Source organism: Cupriavidus sp. 05L310, from assembly GCF_056398185.1.
The window spans coordinates 1-24,813 of sequence record NZ_JBFTOX010000022.1 but is presented as its reverse complement, the minus strand read 5'-3'; the positions used below and the strand labels follow the sequence as shown (position 1 = coordinate 24,813).

18 protein-coding genes, 2 tRNA genes and 5 pseudogenes are annotated in these 24,813 nt (G+C 60.4%); 16 read left to right on the top strand and 9 right to left on the bottom strand.

All coding sequences use genetic code 11. The features are described from left to right. The first annotated feature begins 180 nt into the window (after positions 1 to 180). The 4 genes from AC1DS6_RS17380 (at position 181) to AC1DS6_RS17365 (ending at position 2,648) form a co-directional block, all read left to right on the top strand. Complete coding sequence (locus AC1DS6_RS17380) at positions 181 to 855, top strand: heavy metal response regulator transcription factor (protein ID WP_441633833.1); 675 nt, start codon at positions 181 to 183, stop codon at positions 853 to 855. Beyond that, the gene (locus tag AC1DS6_RS17375; RefSeq protein ID WP_477102798.1) at positions 855 to 2,303 is read left to right on the top strand and encodes a heavy metal sensor histidine kinase; all 1,449 of its coding nucleotides are present in this window, start codon (positions 855 to 857) and stop codon (positions 2,301 to 2,303) included. The genes AC1DS6_RS17380 and AC1DS6_RS17375 overlap by 1 nt, the downstream gene beginning before the upstream one ends. A gap of 189 nt (positions 2,304 to 2,492) precedes the next feature. Continuing rightward, a tRNA-Asn gene (locus tag AC1DS6_RS17370) sits at positions 2,493 to 2,568 on the top strand. 4 nt (positions 2,569 to 2,572) lie between these two features. Then, positions 2,573 to 2,648: transfer RNA gene (locus AC1DS6_RS17365), tRNA-Gly, on the top strand. 202 nt (positions 2,649 to 2,850) lie between these two features. On the opposite strand, the pseudogene AC1DS6_RS17360 reads toward AC1DS6_RS17365, so the two are convergent. Continuing rightward, positions 2,851 to 3,312: pseudogene (locus AC1DS6_RS17360) on the bottom strand (site-specific integrase); the annotation flags it as partial. Here AC1DS6_RS17360 and AC1DS6_RS17355 point away from each other — a divergent pair. Continuing rightward, positions 3,214 to 3,621 (top strand): hypothetical protein, encoded by a 408-nt coding sequence (locus AC1DS6_RS17355; RefSeq protein WP_477102797.1) that lies wholly within the window; start codon positions 3,214 to 3,216, stop codon positions 3,619 to 3,621. The pseudogene AC1DS6_RS17360 and the gene AC1DS6_RS17355 sit on opposite strands and share 99 nt — an antisense overlap. A 403-nt stretch (positions 3,622 to 4,024) precedes the next feature. On the opposite strand, the gene AC1DS6_RS17350 is transcribed toward AC1DS6_RS17355, so the two are convergent. The 7 genes and pseudogenes from AC1DS6_RS17350 to AC1DS6_RS17320 all read right to left on the bottom strand — a co-directional run bounded on the left by AC1DS6_RS17350 (position 4,025) and on the right by AC1DS6_RS17320 (position 9,281). Then, complete coding sequence (locus AC1DS6_RS17350; protein WP_477102796.1) at positions 4,025 to 4,852, bottom strand: SDR family oxidoreductase; 828 nt, start codon at positions 4,850 to 4,852, stop codon at positions 4,025 to 4,027. 23 nt (positions 4,853 to 4,875) lie between these two features. Beyond that, a complete protein-coding gene (locus AC1DS6_RS17345; RefSeq protein ID WP_477102795.1) occupies positions 4,876 to 5,460 on the bottom strand; it encodes an NAD(P)H-binding protein in 585 nt (194 codons plus the stop codon). A gap of 21 nt (positions 5,461 to 5,481) precedes the next feature. Then, on the bottom strand, positions 5,482 to 6,222 hold the full coding sequence (locus AC1DS6_RS17340) for an SDR family oxidoreductase (protein WP_477102794.1): 741 nt from the start codon (positions 6,220 to 6,222) through the stop codon (positions 5,482 to 5,484). A 41-nt stretch (positions 6,223 to 6,263) separates the two neighbouring features. After that, the gene (locus AC1DS6_RS17335) at positions 6,264 to 7,247 is read right to left on the bottom strand and encodes an aldo/keto reductase (RefSeq protein WP_477102793.1); all 984 of its coding nucleotides are present in this window, start codon (positions 7,245 to 7,247) and stop codon (positions 6,264 to 6,266) included. 34 nt (positions 7,248 to 7,281) lie between these two features. Further along, positions 7,282 to 7,836 (bottom strand): annotated as a pseudogene (locus tag AC1DS6_RS17330) (aldo/keto reductase); the annotation flags it as partial. Between the two features lie 27 nt (positions 7,837 to 7,863). Then, entirely contained in the window at positions 7,864 to 8,856 is a 993-nt protein-coding gene (locus AC1DS6_RS17325) for an aldo/keto reductase (RefSeq protein WP_477102792.1), read from the bottom strand. Beyond that, a complete protein-coding gene (locus tag AC1DS6_RS17320; protein ID WP_477102791.1) occupies positions 8,853 to 9,281 on the bottom strand; it encodes a (R)-mandelonitrile lyase in 429 nt (142 codons plus the stop codon). Before AC1DS6_RS17320 ends, AC1DS6_RS17325 begins: the two co-directional genes overlap by 4 nt. A 99-nt stretch (positions 9,282 to 9,380) precedes the next feature. Between AC1DS6_RS17320 and AC1DS6_RS17315 the strand changes: the two genes are divergently transcribed. From AC1DS6_RS17315 to AC1DS6_RS17270, 10 genes and pseudogenes are all read left to right on the top strand, one after another. Further along, complete coding sequence (locus tag AC1DS6_RS17315; RefSeq protein ID WP_477102790.1) at positions 9,381 to 10,274, top strand: LysR family transcriptional regulator; 894 nt, start codon at positions 9,381 to 9,383, stop codon at positions 10,272 to 10,274. A gap of 725 nt (positions 10,275 to 10,999) precedes the next feature. Next, on the top strand, positions 11,000 to 11,764 hold the full coding sequence (locus AC1DS6_RS17310; RefSeq protein ID WP_477102789.1) for a reverse transcriptase domain-containing protein: 765 nt from the start codon (positions 11,000 to 11,002) through the stop codon (positions 11,762 to 11,764). Positions 11,765 to 12,099: 335 nt separating this feature from the next. Next, a pseudogene (locus AC1DS6_RS17305) lies at positions 12,100 to 12,207 on the top strand (IS66 family transposase); the annotation flags it as partial. 155 nt (positions 12,208 to 12,362) lie between these two features. Beyond that, entirely contained in the window at positions 12,363 to 13,280 is a 918-nt protein-coding gene (locus tag AC1DS6_RS17300; RefSeq protein ID WP_477102788.1) for a fimbrial protein, read from the top strand. A gap of 126 nt (positions 13,281 to 13,406) precedes the next feature. Continuing rightward, a pseudogene (locus AC1DS6_RS17295) lies at positions 13,407 to 13,736 on the top strand (transposase domain-containing protein); the annotation flags it as partial. An 859-nt stretch (positions 13,737 to 14,595) separates the two neighbouring features. Beyond that, a complete protein-coding gene (locus tag AC1DS6_RS17290) occupies positions 14,596 to 17,916 on the top strand; it encodes an ATP-binding protein (protein WP_477102787.1) in 3,321 nt (1,106 codons plus the stop codon). Positions 17,917 to 18,597: 681 nt separating this feature from the next. After that, positions 18,598 to 19,155 (top strand): fimbrial protein, encoded by a 558-nt coding sequence (locus AC1DS6_RS17285; protein WP_477102786.1) that lies wholly within the window; start codon positions 18,598 to 18,600, stop codon positions 19,153 to 19,155. Positions 19,156 to 19,245: 90 nt separating this feature from the next. After that, positions 19,246 to 19,989, top strand: coding sequence for a fimbria/pilus periplasmic chaperone (locus tag AC1DS6_RS17280; protein ID WP_477102785.1), 744 nt, complete (start codon positions 19,246 to 19,248; stop codon positions 19,987 to 19,989). Between the two features lie 121 nt (positions 19,990 to 20,110). Then, positions 20,111 to 22,708: a fimbria/pilus outer membrane usher protein gene (locus AC1DS6_RS17275; protein ID WP_477102784.1), complete on the top strand. Its 2,598-nt coding sequence runs from the start codon at positions 20,111 to 20,113 to the stop codon at positions 22,706 to 22,708. 165 nt (positions 22,709 to 22,873) lie between these two features. Continuing rightward, positions 22,874 to 23,848 (top strand): fimbrial protein, encoded by a 975-nt coding sequence (locus AC1DS6_RS17270; RefSeq protein ID WP_477102783.1) that lies wholly within the window; start codon positions 22,874 to 22,876, stop codon positions 23,846 to 23,848. Between the two features lie 12 nt (positions 23,849 to 23,860). On the opposite strand, the pseudogene AC1DS6_RS17265 reads toward AC1DS6_RS17270, so the two are convergent. Then, positions 23,861 to 23,994: pseudogene (locus AC1DS6_RS17265) on the bottom strand (IS5/IS1182 family transposase); the annotation flags it as partial. Positions 23,995 to 24,241: 247 nt separating this feature from the next. Here AC1DS6_RS17265 and AC1DS6_RS17260 point away from each other — a divergent pair. After that, positions 24,242 to 24,400, top strand: a complete 159-nt coding sequence (locus AC1DS6_RS17260; protein WP_477102848.1) for a hypothetical protein — start codon at positions 24,242 to 24,244, stop codon at positions 24,398 to 24,400. The last annotated feature ends 413 nt before the right edge of the window (positions 24,401 to 24,813 follow it).

Below are 24,813 nucleotides of genomic sequence, written 5' to 3'. Positions count from 1 at the left end.
CGCGCCCACTGGGCGGTTCGGCGGAAACACTCGATGGGCGGATTCTAGAAAGGGCAGGGGAGGGGAACGCTGTCGAATCCATTACGGATTTGTCATTCAAGTCCGGCGCGGCCAGCGCTATCATCCGGCATGCAAGGCGCCGCCGCATGCCTTGCCGGCACTGGTCAGACGAGGACGATCATGAGAATTCTGGTGGTGGAGGACGAGCCCAAGACCGGCGAATACCTGCGCAAGGGACTCACGGAGTCTTCCTTCGTGGCCGACCTGGCCGTGACCGGCACCGACGGCCTGCACCAGGCGCTGGAAGGCAGCTACGACCTGGTCATCCTGGACGTCATGCTGCCCGGGATGAACGGCTGGGAAGTGCTCAAGCGGCTGCGCGAGCACAAGGACACGCCGGTGCTGTTCCTGACCGCCCGCGACGAAGTGGAGGATCGCGTGCGTGGCCTGGAGCTGGGCGGCGACGACTATCTCGCCAAGCCGTTCGCCTTCGTCGAGTTGCTGGCACGGGTACGCACGCTGCTGCGGCGCGGACCGGTGCGGGAAGCCGACCGGATCGAAATCGAAGACCTTGAGATCGACCTGATCCGCCACCGCGTGACACGTGCCGGACAGCGCATCGATCTGACGCCGCGCGAGTTCGCGCTGCTGCATTTCCTCGCGCGGCGGCACAGCGAGGTGCTCAGCCGTACCCAGATCGCCTCGCATGTGTGGGATATGAACTTCGATAGCGACACCAATGTGGTGGACGTTGCGGTGCGCCGCCTGCGGGCCAAGATGGACGACGACTTCCAGCCCAAGCTGATCCATACCGTACGCGGCATGGGCTATGTGCTGGAGCGCCGGCAGCCCTGATGCGCAGGCTCTCTCTCACTACCCGCCTGGCGCTCGCCTTTGGCCTGGTCGCCGCGATCGTGTTCGGCGGCGCGGGCGCCTACCTCTATCGTGCGCTCGCCATGCAGGTGATCGAGCGCGACGATGCCGAACTGCTGCGCAAGGCGGCACGCGTGCGCAATGAACTGGCGGAACTGGACCCTGGCGCCGCCGGAGCGTGGAGGGAAGCCGCCGGCGTGGTGTCCGGCAACGACGAGTTCGCGCTGGTGGTGCACGCATCCGACGGTACCGTGCTGGTATCCGCCAATACCGGGAAGGACGCGCCGCCCGCCTTAACGCCTCTCGCCGCGGATGCGCCGCTCGACACCGCGTCGATACACACCTGGACCACGCAGCAGGGCTACTCCGCGCACGGCATCAAGGCCTTGCTGCGCGCGGGCGCCGCCTCCACCTCCGCCGCCGCTTCCACCGCCACGCCGGCGCAGACGTTCACCCTCTACCAGACCGCCATCTCCCGCACCATCATGCTGCGCGCCTACCGCGCCAAGCTGTTGCTGGCCGGGCTGCTTGGCACGGTGTCGGTGGCCGCGCTCGGCTACCTGGTGGTGCGTGCCGGCATGGAGCCACTGCGGCGCATCGCCGCCGGCGCCTCGTCGGTCACCGTGCGGCGTCTGGCGCTGCCGGTGGATCCGGAGCAATTGCCGCCCGAACTGGAGGAGCTGGCCGCGGCCTTGCAGCAGATGATGGACCGGCTGCGCGACGGCTTCGAGCGGCTTTCGCAGTTTTCGGCCGACCTGGCGCACGATTTCCGCACGCCAATCGGCAACCTGCTGGGACAGAGCCAGGTCGCGCTGGCGAGCGAACGCAGCGCCGACGAGTACCAGGCCCTGTTGGCCTCCAATATCGAGGAATATGAGAGGCTCGCCCGCATGATCGAGAACATGCTGTTTCTCGCGCGGGCGGAGAACGCCCGCGTGGCCGTCAAGCCGGCGCGGCTGGATCTGGCGCGCGAGCTGGGCGCGCTGTCGGATTACTTCGAGGGGCTGGCCGAGGCACGCGGGGTGGCGATCGCGGTGGACGGCGGCGGCGCCGTGCAGGCCGATCCGCTGCTGCTGCGGCGCGCGGTCAGCAACCTGGTGGCCAACGCCATCCGCTACACACCCGCCGGGCAGACCGTGGTGCTGGCGGCGCGTTCCTCCTTGGGAGGCAGCAGTATCGAAGTGCGCAACCCTGGCGCCGGCATCGCGCCGGAACACCTGGCCAAACTGTTCGACCGCTTCTTCCGTGGCGATCCCGCTCGCGCCAACTCAGGAGAGTCGGCAGGCATTGGTCTCGCCATTGTGAAGTCGATCATGGACTTGCACCACGGCAGCGTCGAGGTGGAGTCGGAGGTCGGGGGTACCACGGTGTTCAGGCTGTTTTTTCCTGCAGGCATTGCCGATTCCGCGCCGGTTCGGCAATACGTGTGATGTTGCGGCCCGTGCTCCTGGTATGCCCGCTTCCCGCTAGCCTCGAAGCGTGAAAGCGAAGCGCGAAACATGGCCACCCCAATAAATTCGCACCCGCCGCAAAAAAACTATTCAAAAATCAAAAAGCTTGTTGTAGAATGCGGCCTCCGTTTCGCAGAGTAGTAGCAAGTCGCAAGAAACGGAGCTTGTTCCCCGATAGCTCAGTTGGTAGAGCGCCGGACTGTTAATCCGTAGGTCCCTGGTTCGAGCCCAGGTCGGGGAGCCAAAAAGCGGGAGTAGCTCAGTTGGTAGAGCGCAACCTTGCCAAGGTTGAGGTCGCGAGTTCGAGCCTCGTCTCCCGCTCCAAAATGGCAAAATTTACCCGCCAGGGTATCGTGAGAGCGCCCGCATCAGGTCGCCTCCCAAACGAGAGGGTTCCCGAACCTCCCGTAGCTGTCAACATTCCATCTGCTACAGATACGAAACCAAATCCCCGCATCTCCTCGATATCGGGGCGGACATACTTCATCGTCGTATTAAGACTCGTATGTCCAAGCTGAAGCTGAACAAGCTTCGGGTTCTTCGTCACTCGCATCAAGTTCGTTCCGATCGTATGGCGGAAGCGATGGCAGGATGCAACTATCCCATGTGTATTTCTGAGCTCGGCGAAGACGTCACGCAGATTCCATTCGCCCATGGCTTCTCGAGTGTCAGTCCGTTTCGCCCGAGTCCGAAACGGGCCGACATTGAAGACCTTCCAGTTTGGGTTAGTTCCGCCGAGCAGCTTGAAGTATATTTTTCGATATGTTCCCAACTCGGAGAGTAAGGATTGGGGTAGGGGAATGTCGTAGGATCGCCGGGTCTTGCTGGTTTCGGATCTGAGGTGAATAGTGCGTTGTTCGACGTCTATATCAGCAGGCGGAGCCCGAGTATGCCGCTGCTTAGATTGCTGAAGGCGGATCGTGAAGCAACTCCGGGGAACACCGCTGAGCGTGGCGGTCGCAAGCGAACTCGAAAGCGCCCCTTCCACTGGCGAATTGACCCCACTCGAACGACAGTTCCTTCCCCACATCCTGGAAATCCAGGAATCGCCCCGTCACCGGCTTACCGCAAGGTTCTGTGGACGCTGATCATTCTTGTCGGCGTGCTGATCGCTTGGTCCTGCATTGGCAAGATCTCGGTCGTAGCCACAGCACCAGGCAAGTTCATCCCCGATGGGCGAGTCAAGCAGATCCAGCCGCTGGAATCGTCGATCGTGAAGGCCATTCACTTCAAGGAAGGGCAGCACGTCAGGGCAGGAGATCTGCTGCTGGAAGCTCTGCTTGCGCCCTTGGGATGAAACTGGGTCCCTGAAATGGTTTCAGACTGGCTTGCCAGTTGGTGATGTCGTGTAAGTTGTTCGCTATGCGCAGGATTACCGGAACTCCCTGAGTCTGTATGCCTCCGATATGTAGGAGTTCGGAAAGATGGCCACATCCGAATCCCTTATCGGATGCCGCTAATAGCTCCGAAATCCTGTCCATTTCACCGGTTGGAAGGATGGACGATGACGTGCTCGTCAGTCCAGCTCACTTGGCTCGGTACCGAATGCCGGGGATGCTGTCTGGGATCCGCTGCGGCCCTGTGGGGCATACTAGCTGGCTAGATCGCAGTCAAGCCAGTTGAATCCGCAACCCATCCCGGCCGTAGAGCGTAGCGAGCCGGCAATGGCCGCTTTCGAGGTATATAACGCCAGGCAATCGCTACTGCGGAGCCAAGGGGCCAAACCAATAGGAGGCGGTAACGCCGCCATCCATCAAGAAGTCGCTGCCGGTAAGGAAGCCGCCGTCAGGCCCCATGAGCAGCGCCGCGACATTCGCGACCTCATCGGGCGTGCCAGCTCGCTTCGCCGGGCAGCCGGCGATCATGCTGCGGTATCCTTCGCCACGCGGACCGGACAATTCGTCCTTCGCGAGCGGCGTGATGATGATGCCGGGGCTGATCGTGTTGACCCGCGCACCGCGCTTGCCCCAACGAACGGCCTCGAACATCACACGCAGCGCATTGCCACGCTTCGAGAGCTGATAGGCGTGAAGGGAATCCTTCACCTGGTTGGGCTGAAGCAAGGGCAGCTTCAGCAAATCCTCGACAGGTGTTGACGCGAGCGCCTTGTTTTCGTCGATTGTTAGCGGCGGCAGCCGGTGTCCTGACTGCGACGCGATGACAATTCCGGAACCGCCTTCCGCGATCACCCTGCCGAACTCTTCAAGAATGACCGCCGTGCCGTAGAGATCGACTTTCAGGATCGTCTCCGGCGAGGCTTGCGATGGCGAGACGCCCGCCGCCTGGATGAGACCGTGGACCTCTCCTAGCGACGTAGCTTTTGCGACCAAGGCTTCGATGGACGCACGCGATGAGATATCGACGGTTGTCGTCGTCACGTCGAACCCGGCTTCGCTCAGCGTCTTCGCGGCCACATCGGCATTTTCTTGCCGCAGGTCAGCGAGCAGGAGATGCTTGCCGGCGCCGACCCGGCGCGCGATGGCCTGCCCGATTGATCCAGGCCCGATGACAACGATGACTTTCTGCATGGTGTTGTGTCCTTCTATCTGATTCAGCGATCGCTGACGCCGATGCTGCTGCCAACGTAGAGCCCGGGCGTGGTCGCAATCTTGGCGATCAGCCCTGACAGGCTATCGAGAGAGATATCGTGACCCTGGAACGGTTCGCCCTTCTGCGTGATGGTGTATCGCCCTCCAGGATCGTGCGTGAACCAACCCGGCCGCAGGATCGTATAGTCGAGATCGGACGCCTCGATCTGCGCGGCCGAGTCCCGGTAAGGGTCAAGAATGCTGCGATATTTCTCGCCCGGCACTTCGCTGTAAATCCCCATCGAGCTGATGAAGATCAGCCGCTTCAAACCGACCGCGTGCATCGCGTCGACAATGCTTCGCGCCTGCCGGGCCATGTCCCCCGACAGGTTCGCGTAGACGACATCCTGGTCCTGCATTGCGGAGCCCAATGCGGCCGTGTCGAGAACATCCCCTTCGATGATGGTCACGCGGACCGGGTCAGGGTTTTCAAGCCGCCTGGCCGCGCGTAAAAAGAGCGTCAGCGAGACGTCCGCGCGTTCAAGCAGAAGGCGCGTCGTATTCCGCGCCAGGCCGCCATTGGCTCCAAGGATCAGTATTCTTGTCATTCAGGCAATCCCCAGTCGACTTCAAAGTTCCTGAGCCGTGGGGCGGAACAGGATTTCGTTCACGTCCACGTCTTCAGGCTGTTGTATCGCGAAAGCGACCATCCTTGCAAAGCTGTCTGCCGGAATGGCGAACTTCTCGTAAAAGTCGGCGATGCCCGCCGCTACATCGGCTTCGGTGACGCTCTGGGGCAGTTCCGACTGCACCGCGCCCGGCGAAATGATCGTCGTGCGGATGTTGTGAGGCTTCACCTCCTGACGCAATCCCTCGGAGAGCACCCGAACCGCTGTCTTCGTGGCGCAGTAAACAGCGTTGTTCTTGCCGACCTTATGGCCCGCGACCGACGACACGTTGATGATGTGACCGCTTTTCTGGCGCGTCATATGCGGGAGCGCCGCGGCGATGCCATACAGCACGCCCTTGATATTGACGTCGATCATCCTCTCCCAATCCTCGATCTTTCCGCGCTCCAGAGGCGAGTGCGGCATCAGACCGGCATTGTTGATGATGACGTCAATGCGGCCGTGGGTCTTCACCGCCCAATCGACGAGCGCCTTGACCTGTTGGGCATCAGTGACATCCGTCTCGACTGCCGCGTCTTCGGGGAGCTCGAGTTCGGCGGCCAACGCCTTCAGGCGATCGACGCGACGAGCGCCGAGCACCAGCTTTGCGCCGTCTGCCGCCAGGCGGCGAACGGCTGCTTCACCAAGGCCGCTGCTTGCGCCGGTGATGACAATAACCTTGCCTGCGATGTTCTCTGACATGGTCGTCCTTTCTGCGCAAATCGCGCGATTAATGGAGAGGGCTACTTTCCGACGCGCGCTTGCAGATGCGCCGGGTAACGGTCGCCCTGGACAGCAATGGTCGAGAGCGCTGAATCAATGTCGCGCAGGTTGTCGGCGGATAACTCGACGGCGGCCGCGCCGATGTTTTCTTCCAGTCGATGCAGCTTCGTCGTGCCGGGGATCGGCACGATCCAGGGCCTTTGCGCCAGAAGCCACGCAAGCGCGATTTGCGCGGGCGTCGCATTCAGTCCGGTCGCGATCTGCTTCAACACGTCAACCAGGCCCTGGTTGGCCTTGCGGTTTTCTTCCGAAAAACGCGGCACCACATTGCGGAAGTCGGACTTGTCAAAGCTGGTGCTCTCATTGATCGCGCCCGTCAGGAAGCCCTTGCCAAGCGGGCTGAACGGCACAAAACCAATGCCCAGCTCTTCGAGCAGCGGCAGAATCTCCTTCTCGGGCTCGCGCCACCACAGCGAATATTCGCTTTGCAACACAGCGACCGGCTGCACGGCATGAGCGCGACGGATCGACTGCACACCTGCTTCCGACATGCCGAAATGCTTGACCTTGCCTTGCTGGATCAACTCTTTGACGGTGCCCGCGACGTCTTCCATTGGAACGTTCGCATCGACGCGGTGCTGATAGAAGAGGTCGATGCGATCGGTCCGCAGCCGCTTCAGCGCAGCGTCCGCCACTTCGCGGATGCGCTCCGGTCGGCTATCCTGGCCCTTGCTGGCGTCGCCATCCTGGAAACCGAACTTCGTCGCGATAACGACCTGGTCCCGAAATGGCTGCAGCGCCTTGCCCAACAACTCTTCGTTGGCGCCTTGCGCATAGGCTTCGGCCGTATCGAAAAATGTCACGCCGCGTTCGAACGCGGTGCGGATCAGCTTGAGCGCGTCGGTCTTGTCGGCGGCGGGACCGTAGCCATAGCTGAGTCCCATGCAGCCAAGACCGAGGGCAGAGACTTCGAGGCCGCTTTTACCGAGAATTCGCTTTTGCATATTTAACTCCTTGCATGTGATGGTGAGGCACAGGTCAGGCGTGCTGTTCGTGGCCGGTTCCCCGGGCGCCTTGCACCTCGATTTTTGCCGCTGCCGTTTCAATCTCCCGCATATCGTCCGCTGTCAGCAGGACGCTCGCCGAAGCCAGGTTCTCGTCAAGCCGATGCAGCTTTCGGGTTCCGGGGATCGGCACGATCCAGCGCTTTTTGGCAAGGAGCCATGCCAGCGCGATCTGTGCGGCAGTCCCCTCTTTTTTGCTCGCGATCTCGTTTAGCAGGTCGACGAACGCCTGATTGGCCTGCATCGCCTCAGGGGTGAAGCGCGGAAACCAGGACCGGACGTCGGATTTATCAAAGCCCGCCTTGGGATCGACCATGCCGGTCAGAAAGCCCTGACCGAGAGGACTCCAGGGCACGAAGCCGATGCCCAGTTCCTCGCATGCCGGGAGCACTTCGGCTTCAACGTCGCGGGCCCATAACGAATACTCGTTTTGCACGGCGGCAACCGGGTGCACCGCATGAGCCCGGCGAATCGTCGCGGCTCCAACCTCCGAAAGCCCGAAGTGCCTGACCTTTCCTTCAGCAATCAGATGTGCATCGTTTCGTGCCCTTATGGTTTAGCGGTCGATCGCCGCATCCAGGGAAGCCGACAGCGGCGCGCCCTTGATGTCGATCGTCTCGAAGGCGTTGTCGATCTCGCGCAGGTCGTCCGGCGTCAGCACAAGGTCGGCGGCCGGCAGGTTGTCATCGAGGTGCTCGATCTTTGTACCGCCGGGGATCGGCACGATCCAAGGCTTCTGCGCGAGCAGCCAGGCCAGCGCAACCTGAGCCGGCGTGCTGTTTTTGCGGGCGGCCAGGTCCTTCAGAAAGTCGACGACCTTGAAGTTGGCCTCCATGGCTTCGGGCGTGAAGCGCGGGAAATCCTTGCGCAGGTCGTTGGCATCGTCAAACTTCATGCCTCGCGTGATCTTGCCGGTCAGGAAACCCTGGCCGAGCGGGCCCCATGCAACGAGGCCAATGCCCAGCTCCTCGCAGAGAGAAAACTTCGTCAGCTCAGGCTCGCGCATCCAGAGTGAGTAATGGTCCTGAATGGCCGTCACCGGCTGCACCGCGTGTGCTTTGCGGATGTTTGCCGCGCTTGCCTCCGACAAGCCGAAGTGCAGGACCTTTCCTTCGGCGATGAGATCTTTGACAGCACCAGCAACGTCCTCCATCGGCACGTTCGGGTCAACGCGGTGCTGATAAAGGAGGTCGATATGATCGGTGCGCAGGCGTTTAAGGGAAGCATCGACCACCGCGCGAATATGCGAGGGCCGGCTGTCGAGTCCGGTCAATTCGCCCTTCTCATTGATCGCGAAGCCGAACTTCGTGCACACCAGTACCTGGTCACGGACCGGCTGCAACGCCTCTCCGACCAGATCTTCGTTGATGAAGGGGCCATAGCCTTCGGCTGTGTCGAACAGCGTTACACCGCGATCTACGGCCGAGCGGATGACCTGCAGCGCTTCACTGCGCTCCGTTGCGGGCCCGAGTCCGAAGCTCAGGCCCATGCATCCGAGGCCGATAGCAGAGACTTCCAGCCCGTTCATTCCGAGAATACGCTTCTTCATGACCCAACTCCTTGATCGCTTACGGTCACGCCGGCCAGGTACTGCTCGTCTGTGACCTTTTCCATCCAGTCGACCGGGCTGCCGTTAAGCTTTTCAGCGATAGCGATGTGCGTCATCGCCGTGATAGCAGTCGCGCCGTGCCAGTGCTTTTCGCCGGGTGCGATCCAGACGATGTCGCCAGGCCTGATCTCCTGAACTGCGCCGCCCTCGTGCTGCGCCAAACCGAGGCCTGCGGTCACGATCAGCGTCTGACCGAGCGGATGTGTATGCCAGGCAGTCCGCGCGCCCGGTTCGAACGTCACCGTCGCGCCGCCAATCCGGGCCGGCTGCTCGCCTGCGAATGGTGCATCGACTCGCACTGTTCCCGTGAAGTACTCCGCGGGCCCTTGCGCCGAAGGCTGCGAGCCGCTTCTTGTGATTTCCATGGACGCTCCTTGGTTTGGTATCTCGACCTTCAATTTAGCAACGCGTCTTCCCGCGATAAAGAGCTAGAATCCGCATGATGCTAGAAGGCAGGCTTATAAATGGCGCATTCCGACCTCTCCGATATCACCGCGTTTCTGGCCGTCGCACGTGATGGCAGCTTCACAAAAGCCGCCGCGAAGCTCGGCGTTTCGCAGTCTGCGCTCAGTCAGACTGTGCGCAATCTGGAAGCCCGGCTCGGGCTGCGGCTTCTGACTAGAACCACCCGCAATATTTCGCCGACGCAAGCGGGCGAACGGCTGATCCAGTCGGTCGGCCCCCGCCTGGATGAGATCGAGGCCGAGCTGAGTGCGCTCACCGCTCTGCGTGACACGCCGGCTGGCACGGTGCGCATCGCCGCTGGAGAACACGCCGCAGAACTCCTGCTGTGGCCGGTAATCGAACGGCTTCTGCCTGACTATCCGGACATCACGATCGAAATCGTTGTCGACAACGGACTCACGGACATCGTTGAACAACGGCTCGATGCAGGTGTGCGGCTTGGCGAGCAGGTTGCCAAGGATATGGTCGCGGTTCGCATCGGCCCCGATGTGAGCATGGCCGTGGTCGGCACGCCGGAGTATTTCGCGAGGCACTCGAAGCCGAAGACGCCGCAGGACCTGACGGCACACAACTGCATCAACATCCGGCTGCCAACGGCCGGTGGCATTTACGCGTGGGAGTTCAGGAAGGGAGGACGCGAACTGAACGTGCGCGTCGAAGGGCAACTCGTATTCAATACGGCGACGATGGCCGTCAAGGCCGCACTTGCTGGCGTCGGCCTCGCCTTCGTTCCCGAACAGCGGGTGCAGTCGCAACTCGCGAGCGGGGAGTTGCTGCGCGTGCTGTCCGACTGGTGTCCGTCGTTTTCCGGTTTTCACCTGTACTATCCGAGCCGCCGGCAACCGACTCCTGCGTTCGTCGTCGTTGCTCAAGCGCTGCGTCAAGGCGCGTAGGCTTCACGCATCAAATATAGCGCGGTCGTCCAAGAGCGCCTTGAGCGTCCGCTTTCAGAGGCCAAGCTGCCTGCCGGATGTCGAATAGGTGATGTGAGCGAATAACGGTTCGTGGCGTGCGCCGTGACAAGGCGGCGCTTTTCCAGTGGGTGAAAGCCCCACCCGGCAACCGCTCCAGCCGGAAGCAACCGGAGCAATCGTGGAGGTAACGAAGCGGTTGAGGCCTTCGGTGAAGCGTGTCACGAAATACGGTGACAGCGCGAGTGTGCAGGCCGTAATGCGAGTGAACGCCGAGCAAGCCTCGAAAACGTCGATGCGCAGGCCGACCCGACTGCCATATCGGGGAAGGCTGATACGGCTGGGTGAATGAGCAGGCAGGACGCCCAGTCGCTGCGCCGGGGTAGTGGCGACAGCATGTACACAAGGAATGCGCACGCAACACGGGAAGCCCCCTGGCGTGGTCAGGGATGACCAACCGGACGCCGGTGAGGGACAGGCCGGGCGCCTTGGGGTGACGGAGAGGCCCGTATTGCTGCTGAAGCCGGTGTAATGCTGGTGGAGGGAAGGGGCCTCAGTTCAGGACAGACGCAATACGTAGCGAGGGCGCGGAGATTGGGCAACCTATCAACTCCGATCAGTGTTCAGAAGCTGCAGATGGCGTTACACGCGAAAGCGAAGGCAGAAGCCGGGTACCGCTTTTATGCTCTGTACGACAAGATCAAGCGATGATGGAGGTGGAGGAGCGGCTGCACCGAGGGCAAACGGACATTGTCGACGCCGACCTCGCGGACTACGTCGGAAGTACTCCACACGCCGAATTGATGCTGTCGCTCGCGCGACGCATCGTTGATCGGCGCGTGCTGCATCTGATCAGGATGTGGCTGGAATGTCCCGTGGAAGAAACCGATACCCGAGGCCGGAAGAAACGTACGACGGAGGCCCGGGACAGCCGGCGCGGCATTCCGCAAGGTTCTCCCATCTCACCCTTGTTGGCGAATGTTTACATGCGCCGGTTTGTGTTGGCATGGAAGAAGCTCGGGCTTGAGCGCAGTCTTGGCAGCCGCATTGTGACTTACGCGGATGATCTTGTGATCCTGTGCAAGCGGGGCAAGGCGGAAGAAGCCTTGGTGCGAATGCACGAGATCATGGGAAAGCTGAAGCCGACGGTCAACGAGGAGAAAACGCAAATCTGCAAGGTTCCGGAAGGCGAATTCGACTTCCTGGGTTACACGTTTGGGCGGATGTACTCTGCAGTGACCGGGCGGGCCCGTATGGGCATGCGTCCGTCGACTCAAGCCGCGCAGAGCAATTCGGAGTTGAAGGACGGAAGTTGCCGGCCGAGGACCGAAAGCCATGTGTGCATTGAAGGTGCCTCATTAGGCGCTCCGCAGCGAACATCGTTGTTGCCCCCGTTTTGGCGCGGTCTCGCCAAACGAAAGACACTAGAGATTAAGGGAAAGCCTATATACGAAAAAGGCCTCGCCTCGTAGCCTTGCAAGCGTGGCCTTGTTGCGCGAGGTCCTGCCGATTGAGGGCCGATGCAGCCGTCGTTTGGCAAAAGTCACTGCGCGAAGTCGGGGAAGTGTCGCCCCTTAGAGGGGACTCATCCCTCGATTTTTCGGGATTATTCGGATGTTATCAGTAATCAACGCTAGGCAACTGCGTGAACATGGTTGCCCGCAGTCAGACCGCCTTGTGCAGCAGGTCGGGAATATCGCGGAACGATTCGTTGCTGAGCACTGGAAGAAAATGCTTGTGGTACTGCAGGCGGTACTTTGGTGTACTCCCCGCTCGCTTTACCAGATGCTAGTCAGCACCAGCGGCCGGACGGGTGCAAGAAGCGCCTTGCCGGGCCCACGCCAGACGCAAAATCCACAAACTGCATGCGGTGCACCCCAAAGCAGACGCCAAACAAGCGCTGGCGCGCATCGGCGATCACGCCGAACTCTTGCTTCGATAACTGAAATGCCTGTTTTGCGAAAGCTACTTCTACTGCTCGTATTGCTCGCAACGCTTATAGGTATGTCTGGGGCTCGCGCGACAGTAATCAATTGCAGTGCTGTAAGTTCGCCGAATGCATCAGTCAATTTGAGTTCAGCCAATTTCCCGCGGGATGCAGCGATTGGCAGCGCCTCCTCGCCAATCACCGTTACGCTTACTGCGCAATGCGCCGCTGACCCTGTTGCCGACCGTGATCTGTACCTAACGTTCACACAGACCCCAGCCACCCTTGTTTCAGGCTACAACGACGTCTATCCAACTAATCTGGCAGGTGTCGGAGTTCGCTATACGGTCGCAAGCGGAGTGGAAACCGGACCCGTCATCGCTCCACCTGGCTGCAGTAAGACGGTGACTTTCCCAACAACGCTGAAGCCGGGCGGGCAAATCGTGTGCCATTATCTCATGGGAACGGGGACGTACACTTTTACGCTGACGATCCAGGCACAACTCATCAAGACCGCAAGCTCCACAGTGGGAACGTTAGCCACCGTACCGGCCGTATCGGTTACGGGAGCGATTAACAATCAGGCCGGATCGTTCAACTTCGGAAATGTGTTTAGTGGCGTGGCGAGCGGCACGTTTTCTAACCTCGCTTGCCTCACACCCGACGTAGCGGTCACCTTGGGCAGTCACCGGGCATCCGAGATGTCGGGGGTGGGCTCGACAACCTCCTCGACCGGATTCCAGATTGCTTTGAATGGATGTCCTGCCGGCCTGAACATCATTCGGTACGAAATTGATCCTGTCACGTCAATCGTGGCGGGCACCGGCCAATCGGTCGTGACGCTGGATGCGGGCTCGAATGCGACGGGCGTTGGCGTGCAACTGCTGGATGGCAACGGCAGCCCATTGGCGCTTGGCGCGAAAATGGCTTTCAACGGTTACAACAGCAGCACCGGAGGCAGCTACACGATTCCCCTCAATGCGCGCTATTACCAGACCGGACCGTCCATAGGCGCGGGCAAGGCCAATACTGAAATGACCTTCCTGATGAACTACCTGTAGGCGGCTACCCGTGTACCGTTCCGGTTGCATCAACGCCGAACGAAGGGAAAATCAAATACTTGAGCACGCCGTCGAGCAGGATCATCCGATACGGGGGAGGGCAAGGACTTCCACTGCGCGAGCAGCCTCACCCGTTACGTTTCGAATGGCATCTGACCAATTGATTCGAACCCGGCAGGTAGCGCCATCAGACCATTCGTCGCTGGCAGGAAGTGAGGGCTGTTTGCAGACAAGGTTGGTGGGGAAAACGCCGGCGCAAACCGCTACTCGCTGGTCGAAACCTGCAAGGCCAACGGCATTGACCAGCACCAACATCCCGTCGCCCTCTTCAAAGCACTGCCGCTGCCGGAAACCGCTGACGACTACCAGGCGCTGTTGCCGTGGAATTTTACGTCGCCAGCGCGTCATTCAGCACCTGAAGACTCTTTCGATCAAGCTTTACGTTTACGTATTTGACTGGATGTCATCTCGAATCAACACTAGGCATTTGCGGCGATCATGTTCCGGGCAGTCGTACCGTCGGGTGCAGGGTATTCTGAATGTCACAAAGCAAATCATCGATGCGTGTCGGAGAAGAGCGCTGCCAGTGGGTGCGCTAGTGGTGCTTCGTCTACCTGCACGTCCTCCGCCGGAAGCCTTGGAGCAATGTCCACTAACATAGGGAAAAATCACGCTGCCACCGAATCCGATTGTCGGCGCAACCATCGCGGGGATATCTGGCTCATTTGACGGCCTGTTCATGCATCAGGGCATTGACTGCGGTATCAACGTATTTACCTCGGTGTCCCTTAAAATGCCTGGGGCAGGGGCATCGGGCGTCGCGCATTTATCCAACCAATAATCCGGGGATCGATTTTCGGGTCTATTGGCTTGGCGTGGACAAGCCGCGCGCCAGCACCGCCGCCGCGCGACTGCCCTCGGTTTCCAGATCACCCCAACCGTTCAGCTAGCTTGAAAAACCGTACTGCCCTAATTGTTTCTCAGGAGGAGCCCTGTCCAGGGTGGACGCCGCCTGCTTCGGCAGCGCTGTCCATGCACGTCCGCCGTGAGTCGAAGCATCCCTGGGGTCGCTCCTGGTCCGCAAGTGCAGGTTGGGATCGGTCGGCATTGTTGCGTAGCCATCTGCACTCACACTTGATTCGGGCCGCAGAACGGGCCTCGGACATGTGCCTTGCAAAGTGTGTCTGAAGCTTGCGGAAGTCCGCGCGGCGCGGGAATGCGTCAGGTGTGCACATGATGCATAATCAATTACGTTAACTTTTCAATACGCTTCGGGCGCTGATTTGGCGCTACCGGCGAGAAAGAGGAAACGATTATGCTTCCAGCTTGGTTGTCCGGACGGGACAAGCTGGTTCCCAGCCGCTTGCTGGGGGCCGTCGCGGTGCTGCTGGTCGCGGTGATGAGCTGTTTCCTCGCGCTTTATGGCCACAGCCTGTATCTGCGCATATTGCAGGAACGCATGTCCGCCGATCGGCTTCACGCTATTGCAAGCCATGAGACCAAAGCCAGGCTGGATTATTTTGCCTGGAGGATGGCCCAGATCAGCCGTCAGCCCTACGGTTTCGAACACGCGGTTGAGCCAGTCAGGCATATCGAGGCCAGTTTGTCCCGCTTGCCGGCTCAATCCGTCTCAATCATCGGTTTTCCGTCGCCGATCATGCCGGCTACCGTGCTTCTCGGCCGCAAAATGTCCCCCGAGGCGGCCAGCGAACTCGGTCCTCTGCTAGTCAGGTTTGTCGTTTTTGATCGGGAGTACTGGGGGCGGCAGGCTTTCGTGGGGAGTCGTTCATCCATCGTCCTGGCCGACGGCAGCATGGCATTCATGACGCCGCAGATCACCGCGCCGGCGCCATCCGGTGGCGGCAACGTATCGGACCTGATCGGAGCCCTGCTAGGGCCGCTGATGGCTCGTCATCGGGAGGCGCTTGCCGGACAAGGGGATGCGGAACCGCTGTGGACGGTTCCATATCTCGATATGTTCACCGGCCAGACGGTGATGAGCTGCTTCACGTCAGTCAGGGACGATCGCGGCCAATTGATCGCCTTTATTGCCAGCACCATACCGACGCGGCAATTGCTGGGCGAAGTCAGCATGTTCGGCGATAGTCCGCGGGTACCCGAGCGGACGGTGGCCTTTTTCGACGAGTTTGGACGGCTGCTCTACCGTAGCGATGGCATGCGCGCGTTCGATTTGGCAGGACTGTACGCGCGTATCCCGCGCGAGGTGAAGCCCGGCGGCAGAAATACTGCCTATTGGTTCGAGCAAGGCAGCCTGATGATGGGCAGTATGGCGAAGGAACATGGCTGGCGGGCGGTCTACGCCTATCCAATCTCCCAGGCGCTGGCCGATCACAGAAGGGCGGTGGTCATTGCGCTTGGACTCTATCTCTTCGGTGTTGTCGCGGTATGGGTAGGCGCGGCTACGCTAAGGCGACGCGTGCTGATCCCCCTTCAGCGAGACGCGGAGCGGGTGGAGGACAGCGAACGGATCTGCCGCACCTTGATCGATACCGTGCCAGTGGGGTTGCGCGTGGTGCGGTTGTCAGATGGAGAGGTGCAAGCCGAGAACAGCGTGGCCGAGCAGATCCTGCCAATGGACACCATGTCGGATGGCCATTCCTGGCTGGACGGCCTGCGAGGCCAGCCGGCCGATCTGCCTGGCCGGCTCGATATCAATGTCATGTCGGATACTGGGGCCGTACGTGACATTCGGATCGTGGCCCGGCGCGCGCGCTATTGCGGTAGCGATGTGCTGCTTTGTGCCATTGGTGACCTGAGCCAGGAGATCGAGCTCAGGCGCGCCATGCAGCGGGCGAGGCAGCTTGCCGATGAAGCGAACGCGGCCAAGTCAACGTTCCTGGCCATCATGAGCCACGAGATTCGTACACCACTGTACGGGATGCTCGGTACGCTGGAGCTATTGTCCCTGACCGAACTCGATTACCGCCAGCGGCAGCAGCTCGCAACTATCCAGTCGTCGTCCCAGGCCCTTCTGCAAATTCTGAACGACTTGCTCGACTACTCCAAGGTCGAGGCCGGCCAACTCGATCTGGATGCCGTGACATTCGACCCCGTGGATCTGGTTGAGGCATCGGTTCGCATGCAGTCGCCCATCGCGCTTCGCAAGGGGCTTGCGTTGACGTGCTATGCGCAGGCAGACCTGCCGTGCTTCGTTGGGGACCCTGGACGGGTGCGCCAGGCGCTCGACAATCTCCTTGGCAATGCACTCAAGTTCACATCCAAAGGCCGCGTAAGTGTGCGGGCTTTTCTGTCCCCTGTGGCCGAGGCGAAGCCTGGTACTGCCTGCCTGGTCATGGAAGTGATCGATACGGGTATCGGTATTGCGCCGGACATGCAAGCTCAATTGTTTGAGCCGTTTGTCCAGGGTGAAGCGGCAACCGCTCGCCGCTACGGTGGTTCGGGGCTGGGGTTGTCCATCTGCCGCAGGCTTGCCCTGCTGATGGGGGGGGACGTGACGCTGCGGAGCGTGCCAGGCCAGGGCAGCCGTTTCGCGATCTCGCTGTATCTGGACTTGGGCGGGCCGCGCCAGCCGGCCGAGCCGGAGCTGCCCCCGGTCGCGGTGATGGCGGATGACGACGACTCGCTGCGTGACTGGAAGGCAACTGTCGAGGCGGCAGGCGGCCGGGCCGTCGCCTGCCCTTGCGGCTCGCCCGAGCCGGGCATGGTTCTGCTCATGGCCGGTTGCTGGCAGGCGGTCGTCCCGGCTGGCTATGCCGGCGTCGTGCGGATCCGCGCGGACGGGCCGCTGGAGCCCGAGCGGTGCGCCGACGCCTATGTGGTCAGTGCCTATCATCAGCGCGGAATCCAGCGCGCGTTATGCTTGGCCGCAGGCATGCCGCTGCATAGTGCGCCGCTTGAGCTGGCATCGCCGCCCTCTGCGGCGCAACTGGGCCTGCGGACACTTGTAGTTGACGATCATCCCTACAATCGCAGGTTGATCCAGGAGCAATTGGAGCAGCTTGGCTGTCGGGTGGAGGTGGCGGGTAACGGCCAGGAAGGGCTGGCCGCTTGCGGGCAAGCGGAGTTCGACGTCGTGCTGACCGATGTGCATATGCCGGTGATGGATGGCTACGCGTTCAGCCGGCGCCTTCGCGAGCTTGGCGTTGCAGCCCCGATTATCGGGCTGACCGCCAGCACCGCGGCTGGCGAAGCCGAGCGTTGCCTGGCGGCAGGAATGGACCGCTACCTGTGCAAGCCAATCTTTCTGTCGACATTGACGGAGTGCCTGCGCGCGGCACTGCCCGAACGTGCGGCGGAATTTGTACCGGGACATGGTTCACCGGCCCAACCCATGCTGGCGGGCAGTGATGGGGAGGACACGCGCGCGCTGTTTGCCCGCACCATGCGCGAGGATCTGGATGCGATTTTCCGGGCAATCGACCGTGGCGAACTACGCAAGGTCAGGCAGCACGCGCACCGCATGCGTGGCCCGATGTCCCAGGTCGAAGGCGGCGAGGAAGTGGTTGAGATATGCCGGGCACTGGAGCTTGACGCGCAGCAGTCGCTTGATGCGGCACAGGCGCACGTCGATGACCTGAAGCTATATCTCGAAGCTTACCTGGAGATGGAGGGGGAGTGGATGGATCGCAACAATTCCCGCGGGATAAGCGCATGAGTTTGAGGCTTAACCTGACGCTTGGCGATCCAGGATAATGCAGGCTATCAATAGGAGATAACGTAATTTTTTAAGGAAGAATCTCAGGTAAGTCCCCACGATTCGGCACGGAAACCCGACTGCAAAAGGGGATGACGATTAGACTATTTACTGCCGGCGATTATCCGGAAGAACTCAACGGCATCGTCCGGGATGCTGGTATCCGACACGTGGCATCACCCGCCAGTTGGCTGAGATTGCCAATGGCCTTCTCAGCGGCGTAGCAATGGCGGCTGCGATAGCTCTCGTCCGCCACTTCTGGCTTGCAGGAATTGCGATCTCGTCGCATTCCGCTATCGCCCCCCCGACTGTATCAATGACGTCAAGCTCACCCGATTCGATTCACGGATAGTGTCGGCCATGGCTTTTCGGCGTGCGGCTTCGTGGCGTTTTCATTTCTGTGACATTTCAATTCTTCCCAGGCCACACATCTGCCGGAAACCGCTACTCAAGAAAATAGACGCCGAAAAATAAGGAATGCCTTATTCATAGGAATGGTCCCATTGGATAGCATTCAATTGTTCTGCGGCGACGCGTGACGTATATCACACGAATACCCGCTGAGCGGAGGGTCGAGGCAACGTTCTCACGCCGAGTACGGCTTTGATTCACAGTCTATTCAACTCAAGAAAACAATCCATCATGAAAGCTAAGCTTCTCACCGCTCTGATCGTTGCCGGCACCGCCTTGGGCTCGCAGTTCGCGCACGCCGCACCCGACGGCACCATCACCTTCAAGGGCCAGGTTACCGACACAACCTGCACTATCACCACCGGCACGGCAGGCAGCTTCACGGTGACCATGCCGACTGTTTCGAAGGCCAACCTGGCAGCGAACGACCAGGTTGCTGGTACGACCGGGTTTCAGATTGCACTGACCGGTTGCTCCCCCGCCACCGGCAACGTGCACAGCTATTTCGAAGCTGGCGCGAACCTTAACCCGGCCACGGGACGTCTGGTCAATACCGATCTCGTCCCCAGTGGCGGCGCCGCCAACGTCGAGGTTGGCCTGCTGAACCCGTCGGATGGCTCGACTATCACGGTTGGCGCACCGGATTCCACGCAGAATTCCAAGTCGTTCCCCATTCAGGCTAATGGCACGGCCCTGCTGCAGTACGCCGCTCAGTACCACGCCACGGGCGGCGCCGCCGCAGCAGGTACGGTTACCTCGACCGTGACTTACACCCTCGCTTACCAATAAGGCGATAGGTGGGATGGCGCGGCTTTGATGCGCGCCATCCATTTCTTCTCCAATGTTTAAGTTTGAAGGTTGACCATGAACACGAGGCGAATGACCCAATCCGTGCTGGCCACGGGGCTACTTGCGCTGGGCCTTGGCGGAGCACTGAGCGCGCATGCCTCGGTGGTCGTCGGTGGAACCCGTATTGTCTACAACGCGCAAGAGCGCGAAGCCACAGTTAGGCTAACCAACGAGGGCAAGATGCCCGCGCTGACGCAGGCATGGATGGACAAGGGCGATCCCAGGGCCGCGCCCTCCGCCATAGATGTGCCTTTCACGGTGACCCCTCCGGTCGCGCGCATCGATCCTGCAAAAGGCCAGACCCTGCGTATTCTCTACACCGGTGAACCTTTGCCGCAAGACAAGGAGTCGGTATTCTGGCTCAACGTCCTGGAAGTTCCGCCCAAGACGACTGGCGACGAAGCCAGCAAGAACAAGCTGCAGCTGGCGTTCCGCACACGAATCAAGTTCTTCTTTCGTCCAGCTGCACTCAAAGGCAGCGCAACGGACGCGGCTGCGCAGGTCGGCTGGCGCCTGACGCAATCCGGCAAGAAACAGGTGCTCGAGGCACGCAACCCGACACCGTATTTCGTCTCTTTTTCCGCGTTGGAAGTGCTCGCCGGCGGCAAGGCTGCGAAGTCCGAAGATGGCGGCATGGTTGCGCCTGGAGAGACCGCCCAGTTTCCCCTAAGCAACGAAGTCGGCCTGGCTGCTGACAGCAAGGTGCACTTCCGCGCCATCAATGACTGGGGTGGTGTCATCGAAGGCGAAACGCCGCTGTCGGTAACCAACTGAGGACGTCGCGCGGCGGCCGGAAGGTTCCGGCGCCTCCAGGCTCATCTGTCCTTTCCCTGTTCCGAGGTCCCGATGCTGCAAGCCGGCAGGGGGGTGCTCTGTCTTCTCCTGGCTGATTGTGATGCAACCGCAAAAAAAGTCCCGTATATTCCCGTCGCGCCTTTGCCCGGTAAGCGTGGTCGTGCTGTCGTTGTTCGCTAGCATGGGGGGGGCCTGGGCAGATGCCGGTTCGCAAGCGGGCACGCTGGTGTCTGCCGTTGAGTTCAACGACGCGTTCCTGCGCAACTCCGGTGGCGAGCGTCTGGATGTCAGCCGCTTCAATCAGGGGAACGTCGCGCTGCCTGGTACCTACCGGGCCGATATCTATGTCAACCAGCTCTGGATCGGGCGATCCGAAGTCGTGATGCGCCAGGCAGGGCCGGATCGGCGCAACGTGCAGCCATGCTTTGATCGTGCCTTGCTGGACCGTATTGGCGTGGATATGGCAAAGCTGACGCCGGAGGCCAGCGCGCGTTTGCAGGATGGGACTGGCAGTGCCTGCACGCCGTTGCCAGACTTGATCGCAGATGCTACCGCGGCCTTTGACAATGGTGAGCAACGTCTTGACATCAGTGTGCCCCAGGCCGCCATGAACCGTCAGGCACGGGGTTATGTCGATCCAAAATACTGGGACGACGGTGTCACTGCGGCTCGCCTGCAGTACAACGCCAGTGCTTACCACTCTGATAGCCTGGGTACGTCGACCACGCAGGCTTATTTGGGCTTGACCGCGGGCGTCAACGTCGGCGCCTGGCGCTTTCGCCACACCGGCAGTCTCTCGCACGACAACCTGACAGGTAATCACTACCAGGCCATTCAGACCAATCTGCAGCGATCCATCGCCCCGCTGAAGAGCCAGTTGGTGATCGGTGACGGCTATACCGATGGCGCTATGTTCGACAGCTTTGGCTTTCGTGGCGTGCAGGTGGCCAGCGATGACCGGATGTACCCCGAATCGCAACGCGGCTACGCGCCTACCATCCATGGCATTGCCAATAGCAATGCGCGGGTGCAGATCCGGCAGAACGGCAACATCATCTATGAAACGACCGTGGCGGCGGGCGCATTCGAGATCAACGATCTCTATCCGTCCGGCTACGGCGGCGACCTGGAAGTGGCAGTGACGGAAGCCGACGGCAGCGTGCGTATCTCGCGCGTGCCCTATGCCCCGGTAGTCAATGCCCTGCGCCCGGGCGTAACGCGCTACAGTGTCACCGCGGGTCAGTACCGCAATGCCGGCGTGCATATGACGCCGATGTTGTTGCAGGGCACTGTCCAGCATGGCTTCACCAATATGATCACTGGCTATGGCGGTGTGGTGGCGGCGCAGGACTACATGTCCGTGGTCCTGGGTGCGGCGCTGAGCACGGATTATGGCGCCATTGGCGCCGACATTACCCACGCGAGTACGCGACTGGTGAACCAGCCTGACCAGAATGGGCAGAGTGTGCGGCTGTCCTACAGCAAGCTGCTTGCTCCCACCCGTACCAATCTGACGCTGGCCGCCTACCGCTATTCTACCAGTGGGTTCTACAGCCTGCCCGACGCGGTGACGCTGCGCGAACTGGACCAGCGCAATCTGGGCTCGGTCATGAACGGCACCCGGCGCGGGCGGCTGCAGGCCATGATCAGCCAGAGCCTGCCACAGGGTTACGGCAATTTTTACCTGTCGGGCTCGACCCAGGATTATTGGAATCGCGGTGGCCGCGATACGCAGTTTCAGGCCGGTTATAACAATAGCTACAAACGCATTACCTATGGCGTCTCGGCTGCGCGTCAACTGAATATCGGCAGCGGCAAGTGGGAGAACCGGGTGATGCTGACCGTCGGCATTCCGCTGGGCCGGGTGCCGCAGGCGCCGTTCTCCACGACGAGCCTGCAGACGCAGTCGTCGGGGGTAACCAGTTTGCAGGAGACGGTGGGCGGCACGCTGGGCTCGGACAACGCGCTCTCCTATTCCGTGAACGTGGCCCATGGAAGCGGCGGTGGGCTCGCCAGCACCACCAGTGTGGGCGGCAGCACCAGCTATATCGCGCCGATGGTCACGGTGACCGGCAATGCCAGCAAGGCCTCCAACTATAGCCAGGTGGGAGCGGGGATTTCCGGCGGTGTCGTTGCCTATGCCGGCGGCGTAAGCTTCATGCCGACGATGAGCGACACGCTTGCGATCGTCGAGGCCGACGGCGCTGCCGGCGCACACGTTAGCAATGCCAATGGTCTGCGGGTGGATCCTTGGGGCCATGCGGTAGTGCCGAACCTAATGCCGTTCTCGCGGAACCGGATCGAGATCGAGCCCAAGGATTTGCCGCTCAACGTGGAGTTGAAATCTACTATGCAACAAATTGCGCCAACATCGGGCGCCGTGGTCAAGGTGAAGTTCGATACGGAGAGCGCCGGCCGCGCGGCCATTCTGCAAGTCAAGATGGAAGACGGCAAACCACTGCCGTTTGGCGCGGAGGTCTTCGACGCCAGCGGCCAGTCCGCCGGCACGGTGGCGCAGGGCGGACGCATAATCGCGCGCGGCTTGACGGGCGATAGCGGCGTGTTGACAGCGAAATGGGGAGCGGGTGCGGACGAGACCTGCCTATTCGCCTATACGCTTCCGAAACCCCTGGAAAGCAAGGCACACGCCTATTTGCACGCGGATGCTGCGTGCAGAGTAACCAAGGTTCCGGAATGAGATTCATGACACTATTCGGCCGGTTCGAGATTGTTCTAACCTACTCAGTCGATGGCGAACTAATTCAAACAAAATGACTCTTAGCGGTAAGATTAAGGGTTTCCTTATGGCGCTTATTGATCTGCCGGCTAAGTTACTCAGTGCGTGATATCGGAGGGTTAGAAGATGCTGCGGCAGAAATTACCATTATTTCTATTTTTTGTAGTAATAATATTCATTTCAAAAAACTCACATTCAACATGCACTGGGGTAACACCTGTTACTCAAATTGTTTTGCATTTCCCATCGACCATTGCGGTCGGGCGAGATGTGGCTGTAGGGCAAGTCGTTGCGCGTGCGCAGTACATTGAAGGTTCGCAGAGACTGATTCTTACTTGCGGCGGGGGAGGTACTCAATTCCACAGCGGGATGGCTTCAACGGTCCCTGGCTATTCAAATGTCTACGATATTGGTGTACCTGGATATGGGCTGCGGATGTCCGCACAGAATAGTTCGGGTGGGATTTACTGGACGATCCCTTCGACAGAAACGTATACGATATCATTGTCTGTAAATTGGATTGGCACCGTATATTTTACCGGCGAAATCATAAAAACAAGCGCGGTTGCCAGCAGTGGCTCCATAACGCCGGGGCAATATGGAACTCTTGCCGGGGATGGCAATACGGTATTTGCGAGTTGGTCGATTCCGGCGGGCAGTAATATTTCGACCACTGCCTGCAGTGTGACGAACCCAGTGATTAATGTAACGATGCCGGCGGTGCGGAGAAACGCATTGGGCGGAATCAATGGCACATCCGCCATACAGCCATTTTCGATTAACCTTGACTGCTCCGCAGGGGCGACCGTGTACCTGACTCTGACGGATGCTACCACGCCGGGAAATACGGGCAGCACGTTGTCGCTGGCGGGGGGATCAACCGCTACGGGTGTTGGGCTCCAGGTATTAAGTGGGGGGAACACCGTGGTGAGTTTCGGTCCGGATTCGCCTGTGGCGGGCAATATGCATCAGTGGAAGGCTAGCACTTCGGTTGGCGGTACGATGTCCATCCCGCTGGGTGTACGGTATATCCAAACCGGCTCGTCAATGGGGGTGGGGCAGGTCGTGGGGGCGGCAACCTTCACGATGTCGTATCAGTAGCCACTGGACTTAGGCACGCTCTTGCTCGTTGGCCGTCATGACATGCAGGGCAAGCAAATGGCGAGCGTGTCGCCAGCCATGTGAACTTCGCTTCCCCTCTTGCGCTTGTACCCGTTGTAGCCAGCCCTCGATCCGTTGATGCATGCACCGACGTGCAAGTCGGTGGCGTGCTTTGGCGCCGTCAGCTTGAGCACTGGCCGCTTCGTCTGGCAAGTGTGCCCCGTCTTCAACGCAGAAACGTTTGCATCCTTTCTGCGCCAGCTACTGCGCCATCGATCATCGTGCTGGACAACGCCAGGTACCATCATGCCATTCTGCTCAAGCCCGAGCAGGAATGCTGCAAGGTGGTCGCGGACCGGGTCGCCCCATCCTTGCCATACGGCCACCTGGAGGATGTCAAGATCAAGCTCGACGGTGTTTCCCGCCGGGGCGCTGCAATTGCGCGCGGAGCTTGCGCCTGATGCGCCGGCGGCCGACGCCAGGCACAAGAAGAAGGTGACGCCATACAAGGAAGGATCGCTGGGGCCGCCCAAAGAGGATTCGAACTGGTGAGCGGTCGATATTTTGCGGTCCGGACGGCGCGGTCAAATTCTCCTTGTCAGAAGCAGCACGGCAAGCAAGGTTATATCTCTCCGGGTCCGAGTCAGATTACGCTCAACATTTACATGAAGAATCCACTATGAATATCGCCTTCCTCGGTGACGGAGGGCGCATTTCCCTGGGAATTCAAAAATGATCTGGCAGACTACATAGATGACGGGCGCGCACAGCGCAGAAGGAATGCGCACAACTCTGTGACCGATTCGATCAAACATCGGATTTCAACTGACTGGGGCCACTGGCTGCCCAATCCACCCAAGATAAGCCGCCAAATAAAATCGCATTTTGCGCCGAGGACACTTGACAGGTGACGAGGTTCGAGCGGCCGCCGCCCTGCTTGCGCTGGCTGTTTAGCGCAAGCAGGG

Coding starts and splice junctions, on each gene's coding strand:
- AC1DS6_RS17285 (WP_477102786.1), top strand. CDS start 18,598: ATGAAAGCTAAGCTTCTCACCGCTCTGATCGTTGCCGGCACCGCCTTG.
- AC1DS6_RS17280 (WP_477102785.1), top strand. CDS start 19,246: ATGACCCAATCCGTGCTGGCCACGGGGCTACTTGCGCTGGGCCTTGGC.
- AC1DS6_RS17340 (WP_477102794.1), bottom strand. CDS start 6,222: ATGTCAGAGAACATCGCAGGCAAGGTTATTGTCATCACCGGCGCAAGC.
- AC1DS6_RS17375 (WP_477102798.1), top strand. CDS start 855: ATGCGCAGGCTCTCTCTCACTACCCGCCTGGCGCTCGCCTTTGGCCTG.
- AC1DS6_RS17355 (WP_477102797.1), top strand. CDS start 3,214: ATGCCGCTGCTTAGATTGCTGAAGGCGGATCGTGAAGCAACTCCGGGG.
- AC1DS6_RS17380 (WP_441633833.1), top strand. CDS start 181: ATGAGAATTCTGGTGGTGGAGGACGAGCCCAAGACCGGCGAATACCTG.
- AC1DS6_RS17315 (WP_477102790.1), top strand. CDS start 9,381: ATGGCGCATTCCGACCTCTCCGATATCACCGCGTTTCTGGCCGTCGCA.
- AC1DS6_RS17270 (WP_477102783.1), top strand. CDS start 22,874: ATGCTGCGGCAGAAATTACCATTATTTCTATTTTTTGTAGTAATAATA.
- AC1DS6_RS17260 (WP_477102848.1), top strand. CDS start 24,242: ATGTCAAGATCAAGCTCGACGGTGTTTCCCGCCGGGGCGCTGCAATTG.
- AC1DS6_RS17335 (WP_477102793.1), bottom strand. CDS start 7,247: ATGCAAAAGCGAATTCTCGGTAAAAGCGGCCTCGAAGTCTCTGCCCTC.
- AC1DS6_RS17290 (WP_477102787.1), top strand. CDS start 14,596: ATGCTTCCAGCTTGGTTGTCCGGACGGGACAAGCTGGTTCCCAGCCGC.
- AC1DS6_RS17350 (WP_477102796.1), bottom strand. CDS start 4,852: ATGCAGAAAGTCATCGTTGTCATCGGGCCTGGATCAATCGGGCAGGCC.
- AC1DS6_RS17325 (WP_477102792.1), bottom strand. CDS start 8,856: ATGAAGAAGCGTATTCTCGGAATGAACGGGCTGGAAGTCTCTGCTATC.
- AC1DS6_RS17320 (WP_477102791.1), bottom strand. CDS start 9,281: ATGGAAATCACAAGAAGCGGCTCGCAGCCTTCGGCGCAAGGGCCCGCG.
- AC1DS6_RS17345 (WP_477102795.1), bottom strand. CDS start 5,460: ATGACAAGAATACTGATCCTTGGAGCCAATGGCGGCCTGGCGCGGAAT.
- AC1DS6_RS17310 (WP_477102789.1), top strand. CDS start 11,000: ATGATGGAGGTGGAGGAGCGGCTGCACCGAGGGCAAACGGACATTGTC.
- AC1DS6_RS17275 (WP_477102784.1), top strand. CDS start 20,111: ATGCAACCGCAAAAAAAGTCCCGTATATTCCCGTCGCGCCTTTGCCCG.